Origin of the sequence: Streptomyces sp. CB02261 (assembly GCF_001905665.1) — a bacterium.
Lineage (GTDB): Bacteria > Actinomycetota > Actinomycetes > Streptomycetales > Streptomycetaceae > Streptomyces.
This window is the reverse complement of sequence record NZ_LIVX01000003.1, coordinates 603751-619447: the sequence shown is the minus strand read 5'-3', so window position 1 is coordinate 619447 and position 15697 is coordinate 603751. Positions and strand designations below refer to the sequence as shown.

Genomic DNA, 15697 nt, shown 5'->3' with positions numbered 1-15697 from the left:
GGGGTCCCTACAGCAGTTGCCTCCACTCGCCACCCAGGAGATCTTCATGGCCGAGAACCTCGTCAAGGGTCCCGCCAGCTGATCCCCTCCAGCGAGGCGAAGTACGGGCGCCCGATCTCCGAGTGGCAGGAGCTCGTCCGGACCTCGTCGCGCACCAAGCACATGGAGCTCGTCTCCTGGCTGAAGGCCGAGCACGGGCTGGGCCACGGGCACGCCAACGCGCTCGTGGCCCACACCCTCGCCGAGGGGAAGTGACCCCGGCCCTCACGCCGCCAGTTCGTGGGCCGTGCGCGCCTCGACGCGGGTCTTCAGGGCCACCGTCGCCGCCGCCGTGGCCGTTCCCGCTACCAGAGCCGTCCACCACAGGACCGTGGGGCTGAGCGTCGTGTACGCCGTGACGCCCAGGGTGAGGGCCGCGAAGCGCGCCGTGCCCCAGGTCCAGCTGAAGGCTCCCTGGTAGCGGCCCCTCGCGTGCGCCGGGGCCAGGTTGGCGACGACCCCCGCCGCGATGCCGGCGACCACGACCTCGCCCAGGGACCACACGACGACCGACACCGTGTAGCCGGCGATGCCGTCGGCCAGGCCTGTGAGCGCGACCCCCACGGCGATCAGCGTGCTGCCCGCGCCCTGCACCACGAGCTGCGGGAACCGGGCCAGCCACGACGTCGCGAACGGCTGCAGCGCCACGACCAGGATCGCGTTGACCGCCGCCATCGCCCCGTACACCGCCGGTGAGAGCCCGCTGTCGCGGATCGCGAGCGGCAGCGCGACCTCGGTCAGCGAGTACACGAAGAGCTGCACACCGAACAGCGGGAGCAGCAGCAGGGCGAGGCGGTCGCGGAGGACCACTCCGTAGCCGATGCCCTCCTTCTTCCCGCCGGGCCCGCCCGGGGCCGTCGTGCGCTTCGGCTCCGGCAGGCGGATCGCCACGACCAGCGCGTACGCGAGCATCGAGGCCGCGTCGACCGCGAACAGGAGCCAGTAGCCCCGGGCTGCCAGATAGCCGCCCAGGATGCCCGCCGCGGCGGTCCCGATGTTCACGCCCCAGCCGAAGAGGGCGTACGCGCGTTGCCGGCGCTCGCTGTCGACGGCGTCCGCGAGGAGCGCGTACGCGGCCGGCGAGACCGTGCTGCCCGCCGCGCTGATCAGCAGCGCCGCCGCGGCCATCGTCCACACGCCGGGCGCGAGGAACAGCGCGCCCTGCGCCGCCGACGCGCCGATGAGGCCGATCAGCATCGTGGGGCGGCGTCCGATGCGGTCGGCGAGGACGCCGCCGACCGCGGGGCCGAGGAGGTTGCCCGCGCCGAGGGCACCGAGGACGTACGACGTCTCGGCGCCGGTCACCCCACGCGAGGCGAGGAAGAAGACCAGGAACGGGGTGACGAGGTAGCCGAGTCGGTTGACGATCGTTCCGGCGAAGATCGTCCAGACGACGGGCGGCAGGTCGCGGAAGGAGGAAGGGAGGGGTGAGGGCATGGGAGGAGACTGCGGGAGTGCCTCCTTCTCCTCCATTGATTAAGCTCAGACCGAATCCAATGGCTGTTACTTCGGTCCAATTCTCCGTCCCCGCCGCCCTGTTCGGTCCTGACCCCTGCTCCTCTCGTACCTAGGACGTGGAACCCGTGGAATCCGGGCTCAGCTTCTCCGCCGCCGATCTCGCCCAGACCCGTTTCGCCGTCTCCCCCATGTGGGAGGTCGTGACCAGCTACCGGCTGCTCGCCCGGCGGTCCGAGTCCGCCGTCCACCGGCGCTGGGCCGAGCAGGTGCGGCCGCGGATCGCGCGGGCCGGACTCGACCGGGGGTGGCTCGGCGCGCTCGTGCCCGCGCACGGCTACCTCGCCGACTTCCTCAACCCCACCCCGGCCGGGCCCTTCCCCACCCTCGGCGCCGAGCTCGACGCCATCCGCCGCACCCCCGCCGACCAGGTACGGAACGAACTCCGCATGCTGGGCAGGGAAGCGGACGCCGGGCCCAGGGCGCGGCTGCTGCACGACGATCCCCCCGCCTTCCTCCCGAAGGTCGCCGACGAGATCGAGGCCTACTGGGAGCTCGCCCTCGCCCCCTACTGGGCCCGGATCCAGCAGGTCCTGGAGGCGGATGTCTTCCACCGGGCCCGGCAGGTCGCCGAGCACGGTTCCGCGCGCGTCCTGAGCGAACTCCACGAGACCGTGCGGTGGGACGACGGCACCCTGCGGCTCGTACGGCGCCACTGCGCGCTCAGCCGCGACCAGGCCGGCTCCGGGCTGCTGCTCGTCCCCTCCGTCTTCGTGTGGCCCGCGGTCCTCACCCGGTCCGTCCCTCCCGATCCGCCCCAACTCGCCTATCCGGCGCGGGGGATCGGGACGGTATGGGAGCCCCGTACCACCGGCGCGACGGAGGCCGTCGCCGCCGTCATCGGGCGCTCCCGGACCCTGCTTCTCACGGAACTCGACACACCCGCCTCCACCACCCAACTCGCCGCGCAGTGCGGCCTGTCGGCGGCCGGGGTCTCCCAGCACCTCATCGCCCTGCGGAACGCCGGCCTGGTGACCGCCCACCGCAGCGGGCGCTCCGTCCTCTACGCCCGCACCGCCGTCGCCGACCGGCTGCTCGACCCGTAGGGGTCGGGGGATCATGGGGGGATGACGTCATATTCCTGGTCGGAGCGGTTCGTGGTCCATGACGGGGTACGGCTGCTCTGCCGCGACTGGGGCGGTTCCGGAACCGACGTGCTCCTGCTCCACGGGCTCGCCGGGCACTCCGGCGAGTGGGACACCACCGCCCGGCTGCTGCGGGACTCCGGACACCGCGTCGTCGCCTTCGACCAGCGCGGGCACGGCGGCAGCGAGCGGCACCCCGGGGACGTCTCGCGCGCCGCGTACGTCTCCGATGTCCTCGCCGTCGTCGCCGAACTCGGCCTGGATCGCCCTGTGCTGGTCGGGCAGTCGCTCGGCGGGAGCACCGCGCTGCTCACCGCCGCCGCCCGTCCCGGGCTGCCGCGCGCCCTCGTCCTCGTCGAGGCCGGGCCCGACGGGGCGGGGCCGGGCCTCCAGGAGCAGATCGGGGGCTGGCTGCGGGGGTGGCCGGTGCCGTTCCCCTCGCGGGAGGCGGCCGCCGCGTACCTGGGCGGCGGGAAGGAACCCGTAGGGGACGGCTGGGCGGCCGGGCTCGAGGAGCGCGCCGACGGGCTGTGGCCGCGTTTCGACCCCGAGGTCATGGTGCGGTCCCTCGACGAGAACGCCACCCGCTCCTTCTGGGACGAGTGGGCCGCCGTCGCCTGCCCCGTGCTCGCCCTCCTCGGGCAGGGCGAACAGGGCGGGATCATCGGCGGGGAGGAGTACGCGGAGATGGCCCGGGTCCAGCCCTCACTCCACGGCGTGAGCCTGCCCGGCACCGGTCACGACCTGCATCTGGAACGGCCCCAGCTCCTGCACCGGCTGGTCGTCGACTTCCTCCGGAGTCTCTCCTCCCGTCCCTCTTGCCTTGGAGCCCACTCCAGTTCCTAGAGTGCGGCCATGCGCTATCGGGTACTCGGCGGGACCGGGATCGAAGTCAGTACGTACTGCCTCGGCACGATGATGTTCGGTGCCGTCGGCAATCCGGACCATGAGGAGTCCGTGCGGATCATCCACGCGGCCCTCGACCGGGGCATCAACTTCGTGGACACCGCCGACATGTACTCGGCCGGCGAGTCCGAGGAGATCGTCGGCAAGGCGCTGCGCGACCCGCGCCGCCGCGACGAGACCGTGCTCGCCACCAAGGTGTACTTCCCGTTCGGCGGCGAGGGCCCCAACCGGGGCGGCACCTCGCGCCGTTGGATCACCCGGGCCGTCGAGAACAGCCTCAAGCGGCTCGGCACCGACTGGATCGACCTCTACCAGGTCCACCGGCCCGACCACCGTACGGACGTCGAGGAGACCCTCGACGTCCTCGGCGACCTCGTCTCCCAGGGGAAGATCCGGGCCTTCGGCTGCTCCACCTTCCCCGCCGAGGAGATCGTCGAGGCCCACGCCGTCGCCGAGCGGCGCGGCCTGCGTCGCTTCCGCTCCGAACAGCCGCCGTACTCGCTGCTCGCGCGGGGCGTCGAGGCGTCCGTCCTGCCCGTCGCGCGGCGGTACGGCATGGGCGTGCTGACCTGGAGTCCGCTCGCCTCCGGCTTCCTCACCGGCAAGTACCGCAAGGGCCGGCCGATCGACCTCACCAGCGGGCGGCCCGCCCTCACCCCGCACCGCTTCGACCCGACGCTGCCCGGGAACGCGGCCAAGCTCGACGCCGTCGAGGAGTTCGCCGCGCTCGCGGACGAGATCGGGTGCTCCCTCCCCGAGCTCGCGATCGCCTTCGCCGGCGCGCACCCGGCGGTGACCTCGGTCATCATCGGGCCGCGCACGATGGAGCAGTTGGAGGGGCTGCTCAAGGGCGCGCCGGTGCTGCTCACGGACGACGTACTGGACCGGATCGACGCGATCGTGCCGCCGGGGACGAACCTCTACCAGCCGGACGGGGCCTGGCGCCCGCCGGCCCTCACCGACCCGGCGATGCGCCGACGGCCGCTGGAGGAGCGGGCGGCCGGGTGAGCGGTGCGGCTCAGTGGCGGGTGTAGAGGCCCGGGACGCCCAGGTCCGCGAGGCCGTCGAGGACGAGGTCGACGCCGACCGCCGCGAGCAGCAGCCCGAGGAGGCGGCCGAGGAGTTCGATCGTGGCGTGATGGGTGCGGCGCAGGATCCGGGCGAGGAGCAGGACGCAGATCACGTCGAGGGCGATGACGGACACGTACGCGCCGACGACCGTGGAGCGCCAGCTGAAGGAGTCGCGGGCCGCCGCCTCGATGAGTACGGCGGTCATGGCGAGCGGACTCACGACGTACGGCATCAGCAGTTCGCGGACCCCGCTGGCCAGGTCGGGGGTGTCCTGGTGGGTGGTGGTGGAGCCGAGGTGGAGCCCGAGGACGAGCCCGACGGCGTAGATGAAGAAGATGACGCCGCCCGCGAGCTGGAGCGCGGGCGTGCTGATGTGGAAGACGTCGAGCAGCCACGGGGCGGTGATGCCGGTGACGAGGCCGACGAGGACGGCCGCGCCGGAGGCGATCAGGGCGATCGTCCGGAGCTGGCGGTCGGGGTGGACCTGGGCGAGGCCCCCGAAGGCGAGGAGGACCTTCGGGGGGCCGACGACGGAGAAGAAGGTGATGAAGGCAGCGGAGAAGGTGAAGGCGTTCACACCGGAATCATGGTGCGGTCGGGTGATTTCTCCCGTTTTTGCGGCCGTCGTCCGCGCGGTGTCGAGAACCGGGCTCCGGCTCCGACTCTCCTGCGAGAGGCAGTGACACACGTGAGGAGGACGTCATGAAGTACCTGGTGATGGTGCAGGGCGCGGAGGCCGACTACGAGGCCATGGTGGGCCGCTCCGCCGCGAGCAGTCCGGCCTGGAGCAAGGCGGACCTCAAGGCGATGTTCGACCACATGAACGCGATCAACGAGGAGCTGACGGCGTCCGGCGAGATGATCGACGCCCAGGGTCTCGCCGCCCCGTCCACGGCCCGGTTCGTGACGGTCGACGGAGACGGCAAGCCGGTGGTCACCGACGGCCCGTACGCGGAGACCAAGGAGGTCATCGCCGGCTTCTGGGTCCTCGACTGCGCCTCCCTGGAGCGCGTGACCGAGATCGCCGCCCAGGTGGCCCGCTGTCCGCAGCCGGCCGGGGCGCCGGAGTACCCGGTGGTCATCCGTCCGATCGACGAGACGGGACCCCAGCAGGACTGACGGCCTCGGGTCGCGTGTGCGGAGAGCACGTCCAGGCCCTCGGGTCGCGCGTACGGAGATCCTCGGCCGCGTACGCACGTCCGGGCGCTCGGGTCTCGCGTACGGAGAGCTGGCCCAGGCCCTCCGGTCGCGCGTACGGAGATCCTCGTCTCCGGCACTGTCGGTGCCGGGTGCGAGGATCCCTCCGTGGACAGCGCGGCGCTCGAACTCCGGCAGGTCGCGGCTCCGGAGGACGTCACCCCGGAGCTGCGGCGGGAACTCGTCGACTGCTGGGTCGAGGTGACCAACGCGGGCGGGGCCGCGGGATTCCCGTTCCCGCCGATCGACGCGGGCCTCGCCGCACCGGCGGTCGACGCGCTCGTCGCGGCCCTCGCCCCGGACACGAGCCGCCTCGTGGTCGCGACGGTCGACGGCGCTCTCGCCGGGTGGCTGAACATCCGCCGCGACCCGTTCGCACTCGTCGCCCACTGGGGGACGCTCCACCACGTACAGACCCGGACGGGCCTGCGGGGGCGGGGCATCGGTGCCGCCCTCATGAACCGGGTGCGTGCGACAGCCCGCGACGAGATGGGGCTCGAACAGCTCCGTCTGGCCGCCCGCGCGGGTGTCGGGCTGGAGGAGTTCTACGGGCGTCTCGGCTGGCGGGAGACGGGGCGCTGGCCCGGCGCCCTCCGCCTCGCGCCGGGCGACGACCGCGACGAGGTCCTGATGATCCTCCGGCCGCTCTGAGCGAGGGCCACACGCGAGGCCCGGACAGCCGCGGGGCCTTCAGTGCATCCCGTGCGGGCCGCCCGCGAGCCGGGGACGGCCCCGGGGGATGAGCAGCGGGGACGCGAGGGCGGCGGCCGCCGCCGCCAGGGCGCAGAGGGTGAACGCGGTCGTGAGGCCGGCCGGGGCCGGGGCCGTGGCGCCCAGGGCGACGGTGGAGACGACGGCCACGCCGATGGAGCCGCCCAGTTCGTGGAAGGTGTTCACGATGCCGGACGCGAGGCCCGCCTCGTGCGGGGTGATCAGGCCGAGGGCCGTCGTCGTCGCCGTGACGAAGACCGCGCCGAGGCCGAGCGCCGCCGTCGCGAGGGCCGGCAGGAGCGTGGTCCAGGGGCCCGAGTCCGGGGCCAGGAGCGCCAACGGCAGGCAGCCGAGGGCCGCGACCGCCATGCCGCCCGTCGCGCAGGCGCGCGGGCCGGCCACCGTCACGAGCCGGGAGCCCAGGTGCGCGCCGACGGCCGTGGCGAGCGCCACCGGGAGGAACAGCAGGCCCGTGCGGAGGGCGTCGAGCCCGTGGACGTGCTGGAGCCGCATCGAGCCCAGGAAGAAGAACGAGATCAGCAGCGCGGTCGCCACCAGCATGAGGAACGAGCCCGCGACGACCGGGCGCCGGGTCAGCATCCTGAGGTCCATCAGCGGGGTGCGGCTCCGGCGCTCGACCGCCGCGAACGCTCCGTAGAGGGCGACCGAGCCGAGCAGGGGCAGCAGGGTCGCGGTGGAGGTCCAGCCGGAGTCGCCCGCCCGGACGAGGCCGTAGACGAGTCCGCCGGTCGCGGCCGTGACGAGGACGGCGCCCGGGACGTCGAGTCCGCGCCCGGTGCGTGTCTCCGTCGGGGGCGCCAGGGGGACGACCTTCGGCAGGACGAGCAGGAGCGCCACGCCCACGGGGACGTTCACGAGGAAGACCCACGGCCAGCCCGGTCCCGCCGTGAGGGCGCCACCGAGGAGGACCCCGACCGCTGAGCCGGTGCCGCCGACGGCCGCCCAGGCGCCCAGGGCCTTGGGCCTCTCGCGGCCGTGGAACAGGGTGGTGACCAGGGCGAGCGCCGCCGGGGAGAGCAGGGCGGCGCCGCTGCCCTGCGCGACGCGGCCGCCGAGGAGGACGGTGGCGTTCGGTGCGAGGCCGCAGGCCAGGGACGCGGCGGTGAACAGGGCGAGGCCGGTGAGGAGGACGCGGCGCGCGCCGAGGGCGTCGGCGAGCCGGCCGCCGAGGAGCATGAGCCCGCCGAAGCAGAGGGTGTACGCGGTGACGACCCAGGTCAGGGCGGTGCGATCGAGGTCGAGGTCGCTCGCGAGGGCCGGCAGGGCCACATTCACCACGGTCACGTCGAGGACCAGCATGAACTGAGCCGCGCAGACCAGCGCGAGCGCGGTCCAGCGCCGGGGGTGGGCCGGTGGGAGGGGGTGCGTGGGCGGGTGGGAGTGGGGGTGGGGAGCGGAGGGAGCAGGAGGAGACGTCATAACTGAACTGTACGGCACAGTACAGTTGAACTCAACGGTACAGATGGATGGGTAGGGTGGTCCCATGGATCACGAGCCCGCCAAGCCCGCGCCCACCGGCGCCCGCGCCGCGCGCAAGCGGCAGGCCGTCGTACGGGCCGCCCGCGACCTCTTCCTGCGCGAGGGCTTCGGCGTGGGCATGGACGCCATCGCCGCCGAGGCCGGCGTCTCCAAGGTGACCGTCTACAACCACTTCGGCAGCAAGGAAGCCCTGTTCACCGCCGTCGTCGCCGGCGCGCTCGACGAGCCCCTGGCCGACCGTGGGGCGGCGGACGGCGCGACGGGCGGCGGGCCCGACCTCGCGCGGCTCCTCGACTCCGAGGGCCCCGACGGGCTCAGGGCCGCCCTCACCGAGGCGGGCCGCGCCTGGGGCCGGGCCGTACGCGACGACGCCGAGGGCCGCGCCCTGCGGACCCTGGTCGCCACCGAGCTCCACCGCTTCCCCGAGCTGGGCCGCGCCTGGCGCGCGCACGGCCCCGCCGGCCACCACCCCGAGGTCGCGGACGCCCTGCGCGCCCTCGCCGACCGGGGCCGCCTCGACATCCCCGACCTGGAGGTCGCCGTACTCCAGCTGTACTCGTTGCTCGTCTTCCCGCACATGGTCTTCGAGCAGTACGGGACGGAGCTCACCGAGGAGCTGAGCGAGCGGCTGGTGGCCGACGGGGTGGAGATGTTCCTCCGCCACTACACCCCCGCACCCTGACGCGGCCGGACCGGCGGCCGGATGCGGACCGGTCCGGGTCGATCGGGAGGGGCGTTCACGGCAGGTGTCATCCTGGACTCCGACGGAACCCCGAGCGGGGATCGAGTGACCCCCCGGGGCATCTGTGAGGAGCGACTGTGCAACTGGATCTCGCGGCTGCGGAGCTCAAGGCGGTCCTGAACCGGCTCCGCCGGGCCCAGGGCCAGATCGCCGGCGTGATCCGGATGATCGAGGAGGGCCGGGACTGCGAAGAGGTCGTGACCCAGCTGGCCGCCGCGTCCCGCGCCCTCGACCGGGCCGGCTTCGCGATCATCGCGACGGGCCTCCAGCAGTGCCTGACCGAGGCCGAGGACGGCCACGCGGACGGCGAGGACCGCGAGGCGATGCGGGCCAGGCTGGAGAAGCTCTTCCTGTCGCTCGCGTAGAGCGGGTGCCGACCCCGCTGCCGTGCGCCTGAGCCGCATACGCGCGCCCGGGCGCAACTCGGTGGCGTCCGGAGGGGAAGTGCGGAAGGGTCGCGCGCATGGTTTCAGTACTGCAGAACGTGGCGATCGACTGTGCGGACGCCTATGAGCTGGCCCGGTTCTGGAGCGGAGTGACGGGGCGTCCGCTCCATCCGGAGGACAGACCGGGTGACCGGGAGGCTCAGGTGATGCCGGCGGAGGGCCCGGTGCTGTACTTCAACCAGGTGCCCGAGCCCAAGAAGATCAAGAACCGGATCCATCTGTGCCTGCGCCCCGAGACGACGCGCGAGCAGGAGGTGGAACGGCTGCTGGGTCTCGGCGCCACCCTCGTCGCCGATCACCGGAATCCCGACGGCTCCGGCTGGGCGGTCCTCGCCGACCCCGAAGGCAACGAGTTCTGCGTGCTGCGCAGCGAGTCCCAGCGCGCCGCGACGGGTTCCTGACGCGCGGGCGCCCCCCGGGGGATCTCCCCGGGGGTACGCGCGCGGGGCGGCTGACGGGTCAGTCGTCCGCCAGGCCCTTCAGGCGCTTCGCGATCCGCGTGAGGCGCGTGCCCTGGTAGCGGGCGGCCTGGAGGACGTTCTCGGCGGGGGCGCCGTTGGCGCCCGGGTGCGCGGTGCCGTAGGGGTTGCCGCCGGCCGCGTACACCGACGGGTCGGTGAAGCCGGGCGAGACGATGACCGAGCCCCAGTGGTGGAAGGTGTTGTAGAGCGCGAGCAGCGTCGACTCGTTGCCGCCGTGCGGGTTGTGGGCGCTGGTGAAGGCGGTCGCGGGCTTGTCCGCCATGACGCCCTGCTGCCAGAGGCCGCCCGTGGTGTCGATGTACTGCTTCAGCTGCGCGGACACGTTGCCGAAGCGGGTCGGGGAGCCGAGCGCGTACGCGTCCGCCCACTCCAGGTCGTCGAGCGTGGCGACCTCCACGTCACCGGTGGCGTCCACGTGGGCGCGCCAGGCCGGGTTCGAGTCGATGGCGGCGTCGGGAGCGAGCTCGGGCACCCGGCGCAGGCGCACCTCGGCGCCGGCCTTCTCCGCGCCCTCGGCGACGGCCTGGGCGAGCTGGTGCACGGCACCCGTGGCCGAGTAGTAGATGACGGCGACCTTGACGGACATGGCGAACTCTCCTCAACCGGATTGCTTTCCGCTTCGATGTACCGAGGTTAAGCGGATGGCTATCCGCTTTGCAAGGGGAGCCGGTATGCTGACCCCAGGGACGCGACCGGAGCGGGGGTGACGGGACGAGCCGCACGAAGGGCAGAGGAGCCGACACATGAGCACGGAGAACCCGCAGGCCACCGGCGCGACGGCGCCGCTGCTCGGCCTGCTCCCCACCGTCGGCGCCCCCGTCCCCGAGCGCGCCGACGCGGCCCGCAACCGGCGCAAGATCCTCGACGCCGCCGCCCGGATCGTCGCCGAGGACGGCCCCGAGGCCGTCACCATGAACCAGGTCGCCCACGCCAGCGGCATCGGCGTCGGCACCGTCTACCGCCGCTTCGGCGACGTCTCCCAGCTCCTGTGGGCGCTCCTCGACGACCGCGAGCGCCAGTTCCAGGAGGCGTACATGAGCGGGCCGCCGCCGCTGGGCCCCGGCGCGCCGGCCGCCGAGCGGCTCGACGCCTTCCTCGACGCGCTCGTCGACCGGGTCGGCGAGCAGCGCGCGATCCTGCTCGCCGCGCACTCCGCCGCGCCCCGCGCCCGCTACCTCAGCGGCGCGTACCGGGTGATGCACACGCATGTGGCCCTGCTGATCGGGAGCCTCCGCCCCGGGTCCGACAGCACGCTCCTCGCCCATCTGGTGCTCGCGGCGTTCTCCCCGGACCTCATGCACCACCTGTCGGTCGACCAGGAGCTGTCGGCGGACCGCCTGAAGGCGGGCGCACGGGAGCTGCTCCGGCTGCGCGCCTGAGAGCCGAAGGACCCACGGGCCAGGGCCACCGCCGGCCCGCTACCGCCCCCGCTCCCCCAGGGCCGCCAGCCCGTCCAGCACCCGCTCCAGGCCGAAGCGGTACGCGTGCTCCGCGTCGTACAGGCCGCCGTACGCGACCGCCGCCGCCTCCCCCACCCGCGCGGCCAGCGGGAACCGGGTCTCGTCGAGGACCCGGGCGAGCAGGGGCTCGTGGGCGTCCCACCACTCCCCGTCGGACATCGCGCTCTCCCGCGCCACGGCCCGCGCGTCCAGTTCCGCCCGGGCGCCGGACTGCACGAAGCCGAGGACGTACGTCAGCGCCGAGTCCCGGGACACGTCGTCGAGCCCGAGCCCTTCGAAGGCCCCGAGCTCGTACTCGTACTTGGTCATCACACCGGGACCCAACGGGGCCCGTACGATCCGCAGTTCGACCAGCCAGGGGTGGCGCAGGTGCAGGGCCCGGTTCGCGTCGGCGACTGCCGTGAGCCGGGCCCGCCACGGCTCCCCGGGGCGGAACGGCGGCCGGTCCATGCGCAGGAAGACGGCGTCGAGCATGAGGTCGAGGAGCTCGGCCTTGCCGGGGACGTAGGTGTAGAGCGTCATCGGGGTGACGCCGAGGTGCTGGGCCACCGCGCGCATGGTCAGCGCGTCGAGTCCGCCGTCGTCCGCGAGGGCGAGCGCCGCGTCGACGACCGCGTCGACGGTGAGGCCCGGCCGGCGGCCCCGGCGGCCCGCGGGAGCGGCGGCCGAGCCGTCGCGCCACAGGAGTTCCAGGGTGCGCGCCGGGTCACCCGCGCCGCTGCTGTTCTTCCCGTTCTCCGCCACCGTCTCGTCCCGTCCTCAAGAGCGATCCTGCCAGGCCAGCCCCGAACCCCCGCACCCCAAGGATAGAAACCCGCAGGTCAGAGGCGCTGGAGATAATTTTATACGCTGTATAGAGTACCCTTCCCCGGCAAGCAGGCCGACCATCGGAGGGCGCACGCATGAACCACCCCGTCGCAGCGGACAGCCACCACGTCATCCAGGTCCGCGGGGCCCGGGAGAACAACCTGAGGAACGTCGACGTCGACCTTCCCAAGCGCCGCCTCACCGTCTTCACCGGCGTCTCCGGCTCCGGGAAGTCGTCCCTCGTCTTCGGCACCATCGCCGCCGAGTCGCAGCGCCTCATCAACGAGACCTACAGCGCCTTCCTCCAGTCCTTCATGCCGTCCCTCGCCCGCCCCGACGTGGACGGACTGCACAACCTGAGCGCGGCGATCGTCGTCGACCAGGAGCGGATGGGCGCCAACTCCCGCTCCACCGTGGGCACCGCCACCGACGCGTACACGATGCTGCGGATCGTCTTCAGCCGCCTCGGCACCCCCCACATCGGCACCTCCGGCGCCTTCAGCTTCAACCTGCCCGAGGGCATGTGCCCGCGCTGCGAGGGCGCCGGCGAGATCTCGGACATCGACGTCGACGAGCTCGTCGACCGGTCCAAGTCCCTCAACGAGGGCGCGATCACCGTCCCCAACTTCGCCGTGGACTCCTGGTACTGGCGGATCATGGCGGAGTCCGGTTTCTACGACGCCGACAAGAAGCTCGCGGACTTCACCGAGCAGGAGTGGGAGGACTTCCTCCACAAGCCCTCCTGCAAGGTGAAGGTCGGCAGCAACTCCTTCACCTACGAGGGCCTGGTGCCGAAGGTCCAGCGGCTCTTCCTCGCGAAGGACCGCGAGTCCCTCCAGGCCCACATCAAGGCCTTCGTCGACCGGGCCGTCGGCTTCCGCGCCTGCCCCGAGTGCGAGGGCACCCGGCTCACCCGGGCCGCGCTGTCCTCCCGTATCGACGGGGTGAACATCGCCGAGTGCTCGGCGATGCAGATCAGCGACCTCGCCGCGTTCGTCCGCCGGATCGAGGACCCCTCCGTCGCCCCGCTCCTCGCGGGCCTGCGCGAGCTGCTCGACTCGCTCGTCGAGATCGGCCTCGGCTACCTCTCCCTCGACCGGTCCTCGGGCACGCTCTCCGGCGGCGAGGCCCAGCGCGTGAAGATGGTCCGCCACCTCGGCTCTCCGCTCACCGACGTCACCTACGTCTTCGACGAGCCGACCACCGGACTGCACCCGCACGACGTCCGGCGCATGAACGACCTGCTGCTGCGGCTGCGCGACAAGGGCAACACCGTCCTCGTCGTCGAGCACAAGCCTGAGGTGATCGAGATCGCCGACCACGTCGTGGACCTCGGGCCCCGGGCCGGAGCCGCGGGCGGCGAGATCTGCTACAGCGGGAACGTGCCCGGCCTGCGCGCCTCCGGCACCCTCACCGGCGACCATCTCGCGCACCGGGCGAAGCTCCGCGCCGAGGTACGGACCCCGAGCGGCGCCCTCAGCATCACCGGCGCCACCCAGCACAACCTGAAGGACGTGAGCGTCGACATCCCGACCGGCGTCCTCACCGTGGTCACGGGCGTGGCCGGCTCCGGCAAGTCCTCCCTGATCCACGGCAACCTGCCGGGCCGCGAAGGGGTCGTCGTCGCCGACCAGTCCCCCATCCGCGGCTCGCGCCGCTCGAACCCGGCGACGTACACGGGGCTCCTCGGTCCGATCCGTACCGCCTTCGCCAAGGCCAACGGCGTCAAGCCGGCCCTCTTCAGCGCCAACTCGGAAGGCGCCTGCCCGCGCTGCAACGGCCTCGGGCTCGTCTACACCGACCTGGCCATCGCGGCCGGCGTGGCCTCGGTCTGCGAGGAGTGCGAGGGCAAGCGCTTCACGCCCGAGGTCCTCACCTACCGGCTGAACGGGAAGAACATCCACGAGGTCCTGTCCCTGTCGATCGAGGAGGCGTACGAGTTCTTCACGACGAAGAGCCAGGCCCGCACGATCCTCGGCCGCCTCCAGGACGTCGGCCTCGGCTACCTGCGTCTCGGCCAGCCCCTCAACACCCTGTCCGGCGGCGAGCGCCAGCGCATCAAGCTCGCCATCCACATGGCGGAGAAGGGCGCCGTCTACGTCCTGGACGAGCCGACCACCGGCCTCCACCTCGCCGACGTCGACAAGCTCCTCGCCCTCCTCGACCGCCTCGTCGAGGCCGGCAACACGGTCGTCGTCATCGAGCACCACCAGGCCGTCATGGCCCACGCCGACTGGCTGATCGACCTCGGCCCCGGTGCGGGCCACGACGGCGGCCACATCGTCTTCGAGGGCACGCCCGCCCAGCTGGTCGAGAAGGGGGACACGCTGACGGCACGCCATCTGCGGGAGTACGTGGGCGGCTGACGGCCGGCGAGTCCACACCGTGAAACTGCCTGGACCCGGTCGGCCCGTGGAACCGACGATCACGCCATGACCACGTATCTGATCCTGCACGGCTACGAGAACCACCGCCCGCCCGGACACTGGCAGCACTGGCTCGCCGGGGAGCTGCGGGCGCGGGGGCACGAGGTGCGGTACCCGCAGCTGCCGGCGCCCGACGCGCCCGTGCTCGGGGACTGGCTCGCCGCCCTGGAGGAGCACGGGGAGCGGCCCGCCGAGGGCGAGTTCGTGGTCCTCGCGCACAGTCTGTCCGTGCTGCTCTGGCTGCGGGCGGGCGCGCGCAGGCCGGACGCCGACCGGGTGCTGCTCGTCGCGCCGCCGTCGCCGCCGGTGACGGCCTCGATCCCCGGGATCGCCGCCTTCGCGGACGGGCTCGACCTGGCGGAGACGGGCCTCGGGGCCCGGCTCGTGTACGCGGACGACGACCCGTACTGCCCCGAGGGCGCCGACCTGCACTACGGCGTCCCGCTCGGCCTCGACGTGGACCTCGTACCGGGCGGGGCGCACCTCAACCCCGACTCGGGGTACGGGGAGTGGGCGTCGCTCCTGGAGTGGTGCGAGGACCCGGCGGTGCGGATCAAGGGGAGGTAGGCCGGGTCCGGGGCGCGAAGGGGTGAACCCACCGGGCGTGCGGCCCACCGCGGCGGGATGATCGGGGAATGAGCCCCGAGATCCACCTCGCCCAGCACCCGGAGGCCGACGCGCTGCTCGGCCGGTCCCCGCTCGCCGCGCTCGTCGGCATGCTCCTCGACCAGCAGGTCCCGATGGAGTGGGCCTTCTCCGGCCCGTACACCATCGCCACCCGGCTCGGCGCGGACGATCTCGACGCGCACGCCATCGCCGCACGGGACCCGGAGGAGTTCGCCGCGCTGCTCTCCGAGAAGCCGGCGGTGCACCGCTACCCGGGGTCGATGGCGCAGCGCGTGCAGCAGCTGTGCCGGTTCCTCGTCGAGGAGTACGGGGGCGACGCCGAGGCCGTCTGGGCGGACGCGGCGACCGGGAAGGAACTGCTGGCGCGGCTCCAGGCGCTGCCCGGCTTCGGCAAGCAGAAGGCGCAGATCTTCCTGGCGCTGCTGGGCAAGCGGTACGGGGTGCGGCCCACGGGCTGGCGGGAGGCGGCGGGCCCGTACGGCGAGGAGGGCGCGTACCGCTCGGCCGCCGACATCACCGGCCCGGAGACCCTCGCGAAGGTGCGGGCGCACAAGCAGGAGATGAAGGCGGCGGCGAAAGCGGCGAAAGCCGCCAAGGACCTCAAATCCTCCGGGAATTAACAACTCCGCATTGCAATCCTGCTGAACGTGACAGGAATTGTGGAGAAGGTGTTCACAGAAGGC

At 72.9% G+C, this 15697-nt stretch carries 17 protein-coding genes and 1 pseudogene; 13 read left to right on the top strand and 5 right to left on the bottom strand.

Going from position 1 to position 15697, the window contains the following annotated elements; all coding sequences use genetic code 11:
* Positions 1-46 precede the first annotated feature (46 nt).
* A pseudogene (locus AMK29_RS12965) lies at positions 47-255 on the top strand (DUF4287 domain-containing protein).
* Between the two features lie 9 nt (positions 256-264).
* On the opposite strand, the gene AMK29_RS12960 reads toward AMK29_RS12965, so the two are convergent.
* A complete protein-coding gene (locus tag AMK29_RS12960; protein WP_073811973.1) occupies positions 265-1476 on the bottom strand; it encodes an MFS transporter in 1212 nt (403 codons plus the stop codon).
* Between the two features lie 146 nt (positions 1477-1622).
* Between AMK29_RS12960 and AMK29_RS12955 the strand changes: the two genes are divergently transcribed.
* Genes AMK29_RS12955 through AMK29_RS12945 form a run of 3 tightly spaced genes read left to right on the top strand, consistent with a single transcriptional unit; the run spans position 1623 to position 4553 of the window.
* The gene (locus tag AMK29_RS12955; RefSeq protein WP_073811971.1) at positions 1623-2600 is read left to right on the top strand and encodes an ArsR/SmtB family transcription factor; all 978 of its coding nucleotides are present in this window, start codon (positions 1623-1625) and stop codon (positions 2598-2600) included.
* Positions 2601-2621: 21 nt separating this feature from the next.
* Entirely contained in the window at positions 2622-3485 is an 864-nt protein-coding gene (locus AMK29_RS12950; RefSeq protein WP_073811969.1) for an alpha/beta fold hydrolase, read from the top strand.
* Between the two features lie 9 nt (positions 3486-3494).
* A complete protein-coding gene (locus AMK29_RS12945; RefSeq protein ID WP_073811968.1) occupies positions 3495-4553 on the top strand; it encodes an aldo/keto reductase in 1059 nt (352 codons plus the stop codon).
* Positions 4554-4563: 10 nt separating this feature from the next.
* Here the strand turns inward: AMK29_RS12945 and AMK29_RS12940 are convergent, their stop codons facing one another.
* Positions 4564-5193 (bottom strand): MarC family protein, encoded by a 630-nt coding sequence (locus AMK29_RS12940; RefSeq protein ID WP_073811966.1) that lies wholly within the window; start codon positions 5191-5193, stop codon positions 4564-4566.
* A 125-nt stretch (positions 5194-5318) separates the two neighbouring features.
* Here AMK29_RS12940 and AMK29_RS12935 point away from each other — a divergent pair, with 125 nt between their 5' ends.
* Both AMK29_RS12935 and AMK29_RS12930 read left to right on the top strand, forming a co-directional pair.
* The gene (locus AMK29_RS12935; protein ID WP_073811965.1) at positions 5319-5735 is read left to right on the top strand and encodes a YciI family protein; all 417 of its coding nucleotides are present in this window, start codon (positions 5319-5321) and stop codon (positions 5733-5735) included.
* 186 nt (positions 5736-5921) lie between these two features.
* Positions 5922-6464: a GNAT family N-acetyltransferase gene (locus tag AMK29_RS12930; RefSeq protein ID WP_073811963.1), complete on the top strand. Its 543-nt coding sequence runs from the start codon at positions 5922-5924 to the stop codon at positions 6462-6464.
* Between the two features lie 39 nt (positions 6465-6503).
* Here AMK29_RS12930 and AMK29_RS12925 read toward each other — a convergent pair whose 3' ends face one another.
* Entirely contained in the window at positions 6504-7964 is a 1461-nt protein-coding gene (locus tag AMK29_RS12925) for an MFS transporter (protein ID WP_073811961.1), read from the bottom strand.
* Positions 7965-8028: 64 nt separating this feature from the next.
* Between AMK29_RS12925 and AMK29_RS12920 the strand changes: the two genes are divergently transcribed.
* From AMK29_RS12920 to AMK29_RS12910, 3 genes are all read left to right on the top strand, one after another.
* Entirely contained in the window at positions 8029-8706 is a 678-nt protein-coding gene (locus tag AMK29_RS12920; protein ID WP_073811959.1) for a TetR/AcrR family transcriptional regulator, read from the top strand.
* Positions 8707-8843: 137 nt separating this feature from the next.
* Positions 8844-9131 carry a metal-sensitive transcriptional regulator gene (locus tag AMK29_RS12915; RefSeq protein WP_073811958.1) on the top strand — a complete coding sequence of 96 codons (288 nt, stop codon included), beginning with the start codon at positions 8844-8846 and terminating at the stop codon, positions 9129-9131.
* A 98-nt stretch (positions 9132-9229) separates the two neighbouring features.
* Positions 9230-9613, top strand: coding sequence for a VOC family protein (locus AMK29_RS12910; RefSeq protein ID WP_073811957.1), 384 nt, complete (start codon positions 9230-9232; stop codon positions 9611-9613).
* Between the two features lie 58 nt (positions 9614-9671).
* Here the strand turns inward: AMK29_RS12910 and wrbA are convergent, their stop codons facing one another.
* Entirely contained in the window at positions 9672-10280 is a 609-nt protein-coding gene (gene wrbA / locus AMK29_RS12905) for an NAD(P)H:quinone oxidoreductase (protein ID WP_073811955.1), read from the bottom strand.
* A gap of 157 nt (positions 10281-10437) precedes the next feature.
* On the opposite strand from wrbA, the gene AMK29_RS12900 reads away from it, so the two are divergent.
* On the top strand, positions 10438-11073 hold the full coding sequence (locus AMK29_RS12900; RefSeq protein ID WP_073811954.1) for a TetR/AcrR family transcriptional regulator: 636 nt from the start codon (positions 10438-10440) through the stop codon (positions 11071-11073).
* A 39-nt stretch (positions 11074-11112) separates the two neighbouring features.
* On the opposite strand, the gene AMK29_RS12895 is transcribed toward AMK29_RS12900, so the two are convergent.
* A complete protein-coding gene (locus tag AMK29_RS12895; RefSeq protein ID WP_073811953.1) occupies positions 11113-11898 on the bottom strand; it encodes a TetR/AcrR family transcriptional regulator C-terminal domain-containing protein in 786 nt (261 codons plus the stop codon).
* A gap of 158 nt (positions 11899-12056) precedes the next feature.
* Between AMK29_RS12895 and AMK29_RS12890 the strand changes: the two genes are divergently transcribed.
* The 3 genes from AMK29_RS12890 to AMK29_RS12880 all read left to right on the top strand — a co-directional run bounded on the left by AMK29_RS12890 (position 12057) and on the right by AMK29_RS12880 (position 15634).
* The gene (locus AMK29_RS12890) at positions 12057-14327 is read left to right on the top strand and encodes an ATP-binding cassette domain-containing protein (protein WP_073811951.1); all 2271 of its coding nucleotides are present in this window, start codon (positions 12057-12059) and stop codon (positions 14325-14327) included.
* 66 nt (positions 14328-14393) lie between these two features.
* The gene (locus tag AMK29_RS12885; protein ID WP_073811950.1) at positions 14394-14954 is read left to right on the top strand and encodes an RBBP9/YdeN family alpha/beta hydrolase; all 561 of its coding nucleotides are present in this window, start codon (positions 14394-14396) and stop codon (positions 14952-14954) included.
* A 68-nt stretch (positions 14955-15022) separates the two neighbouring features.
* Positions 15023-15634, top strand: a complete 612-nt coding sequence (locus AMK29_RS12880; RefSeq protein ID WP_073811949.1) for an HhH-GPD-type base excision DNA repair protein — start codon at positions 15023-15025, stop codon at positions 15632-15634.
* Positions 15635-15697: the final 63 nt, after the last annotated feature.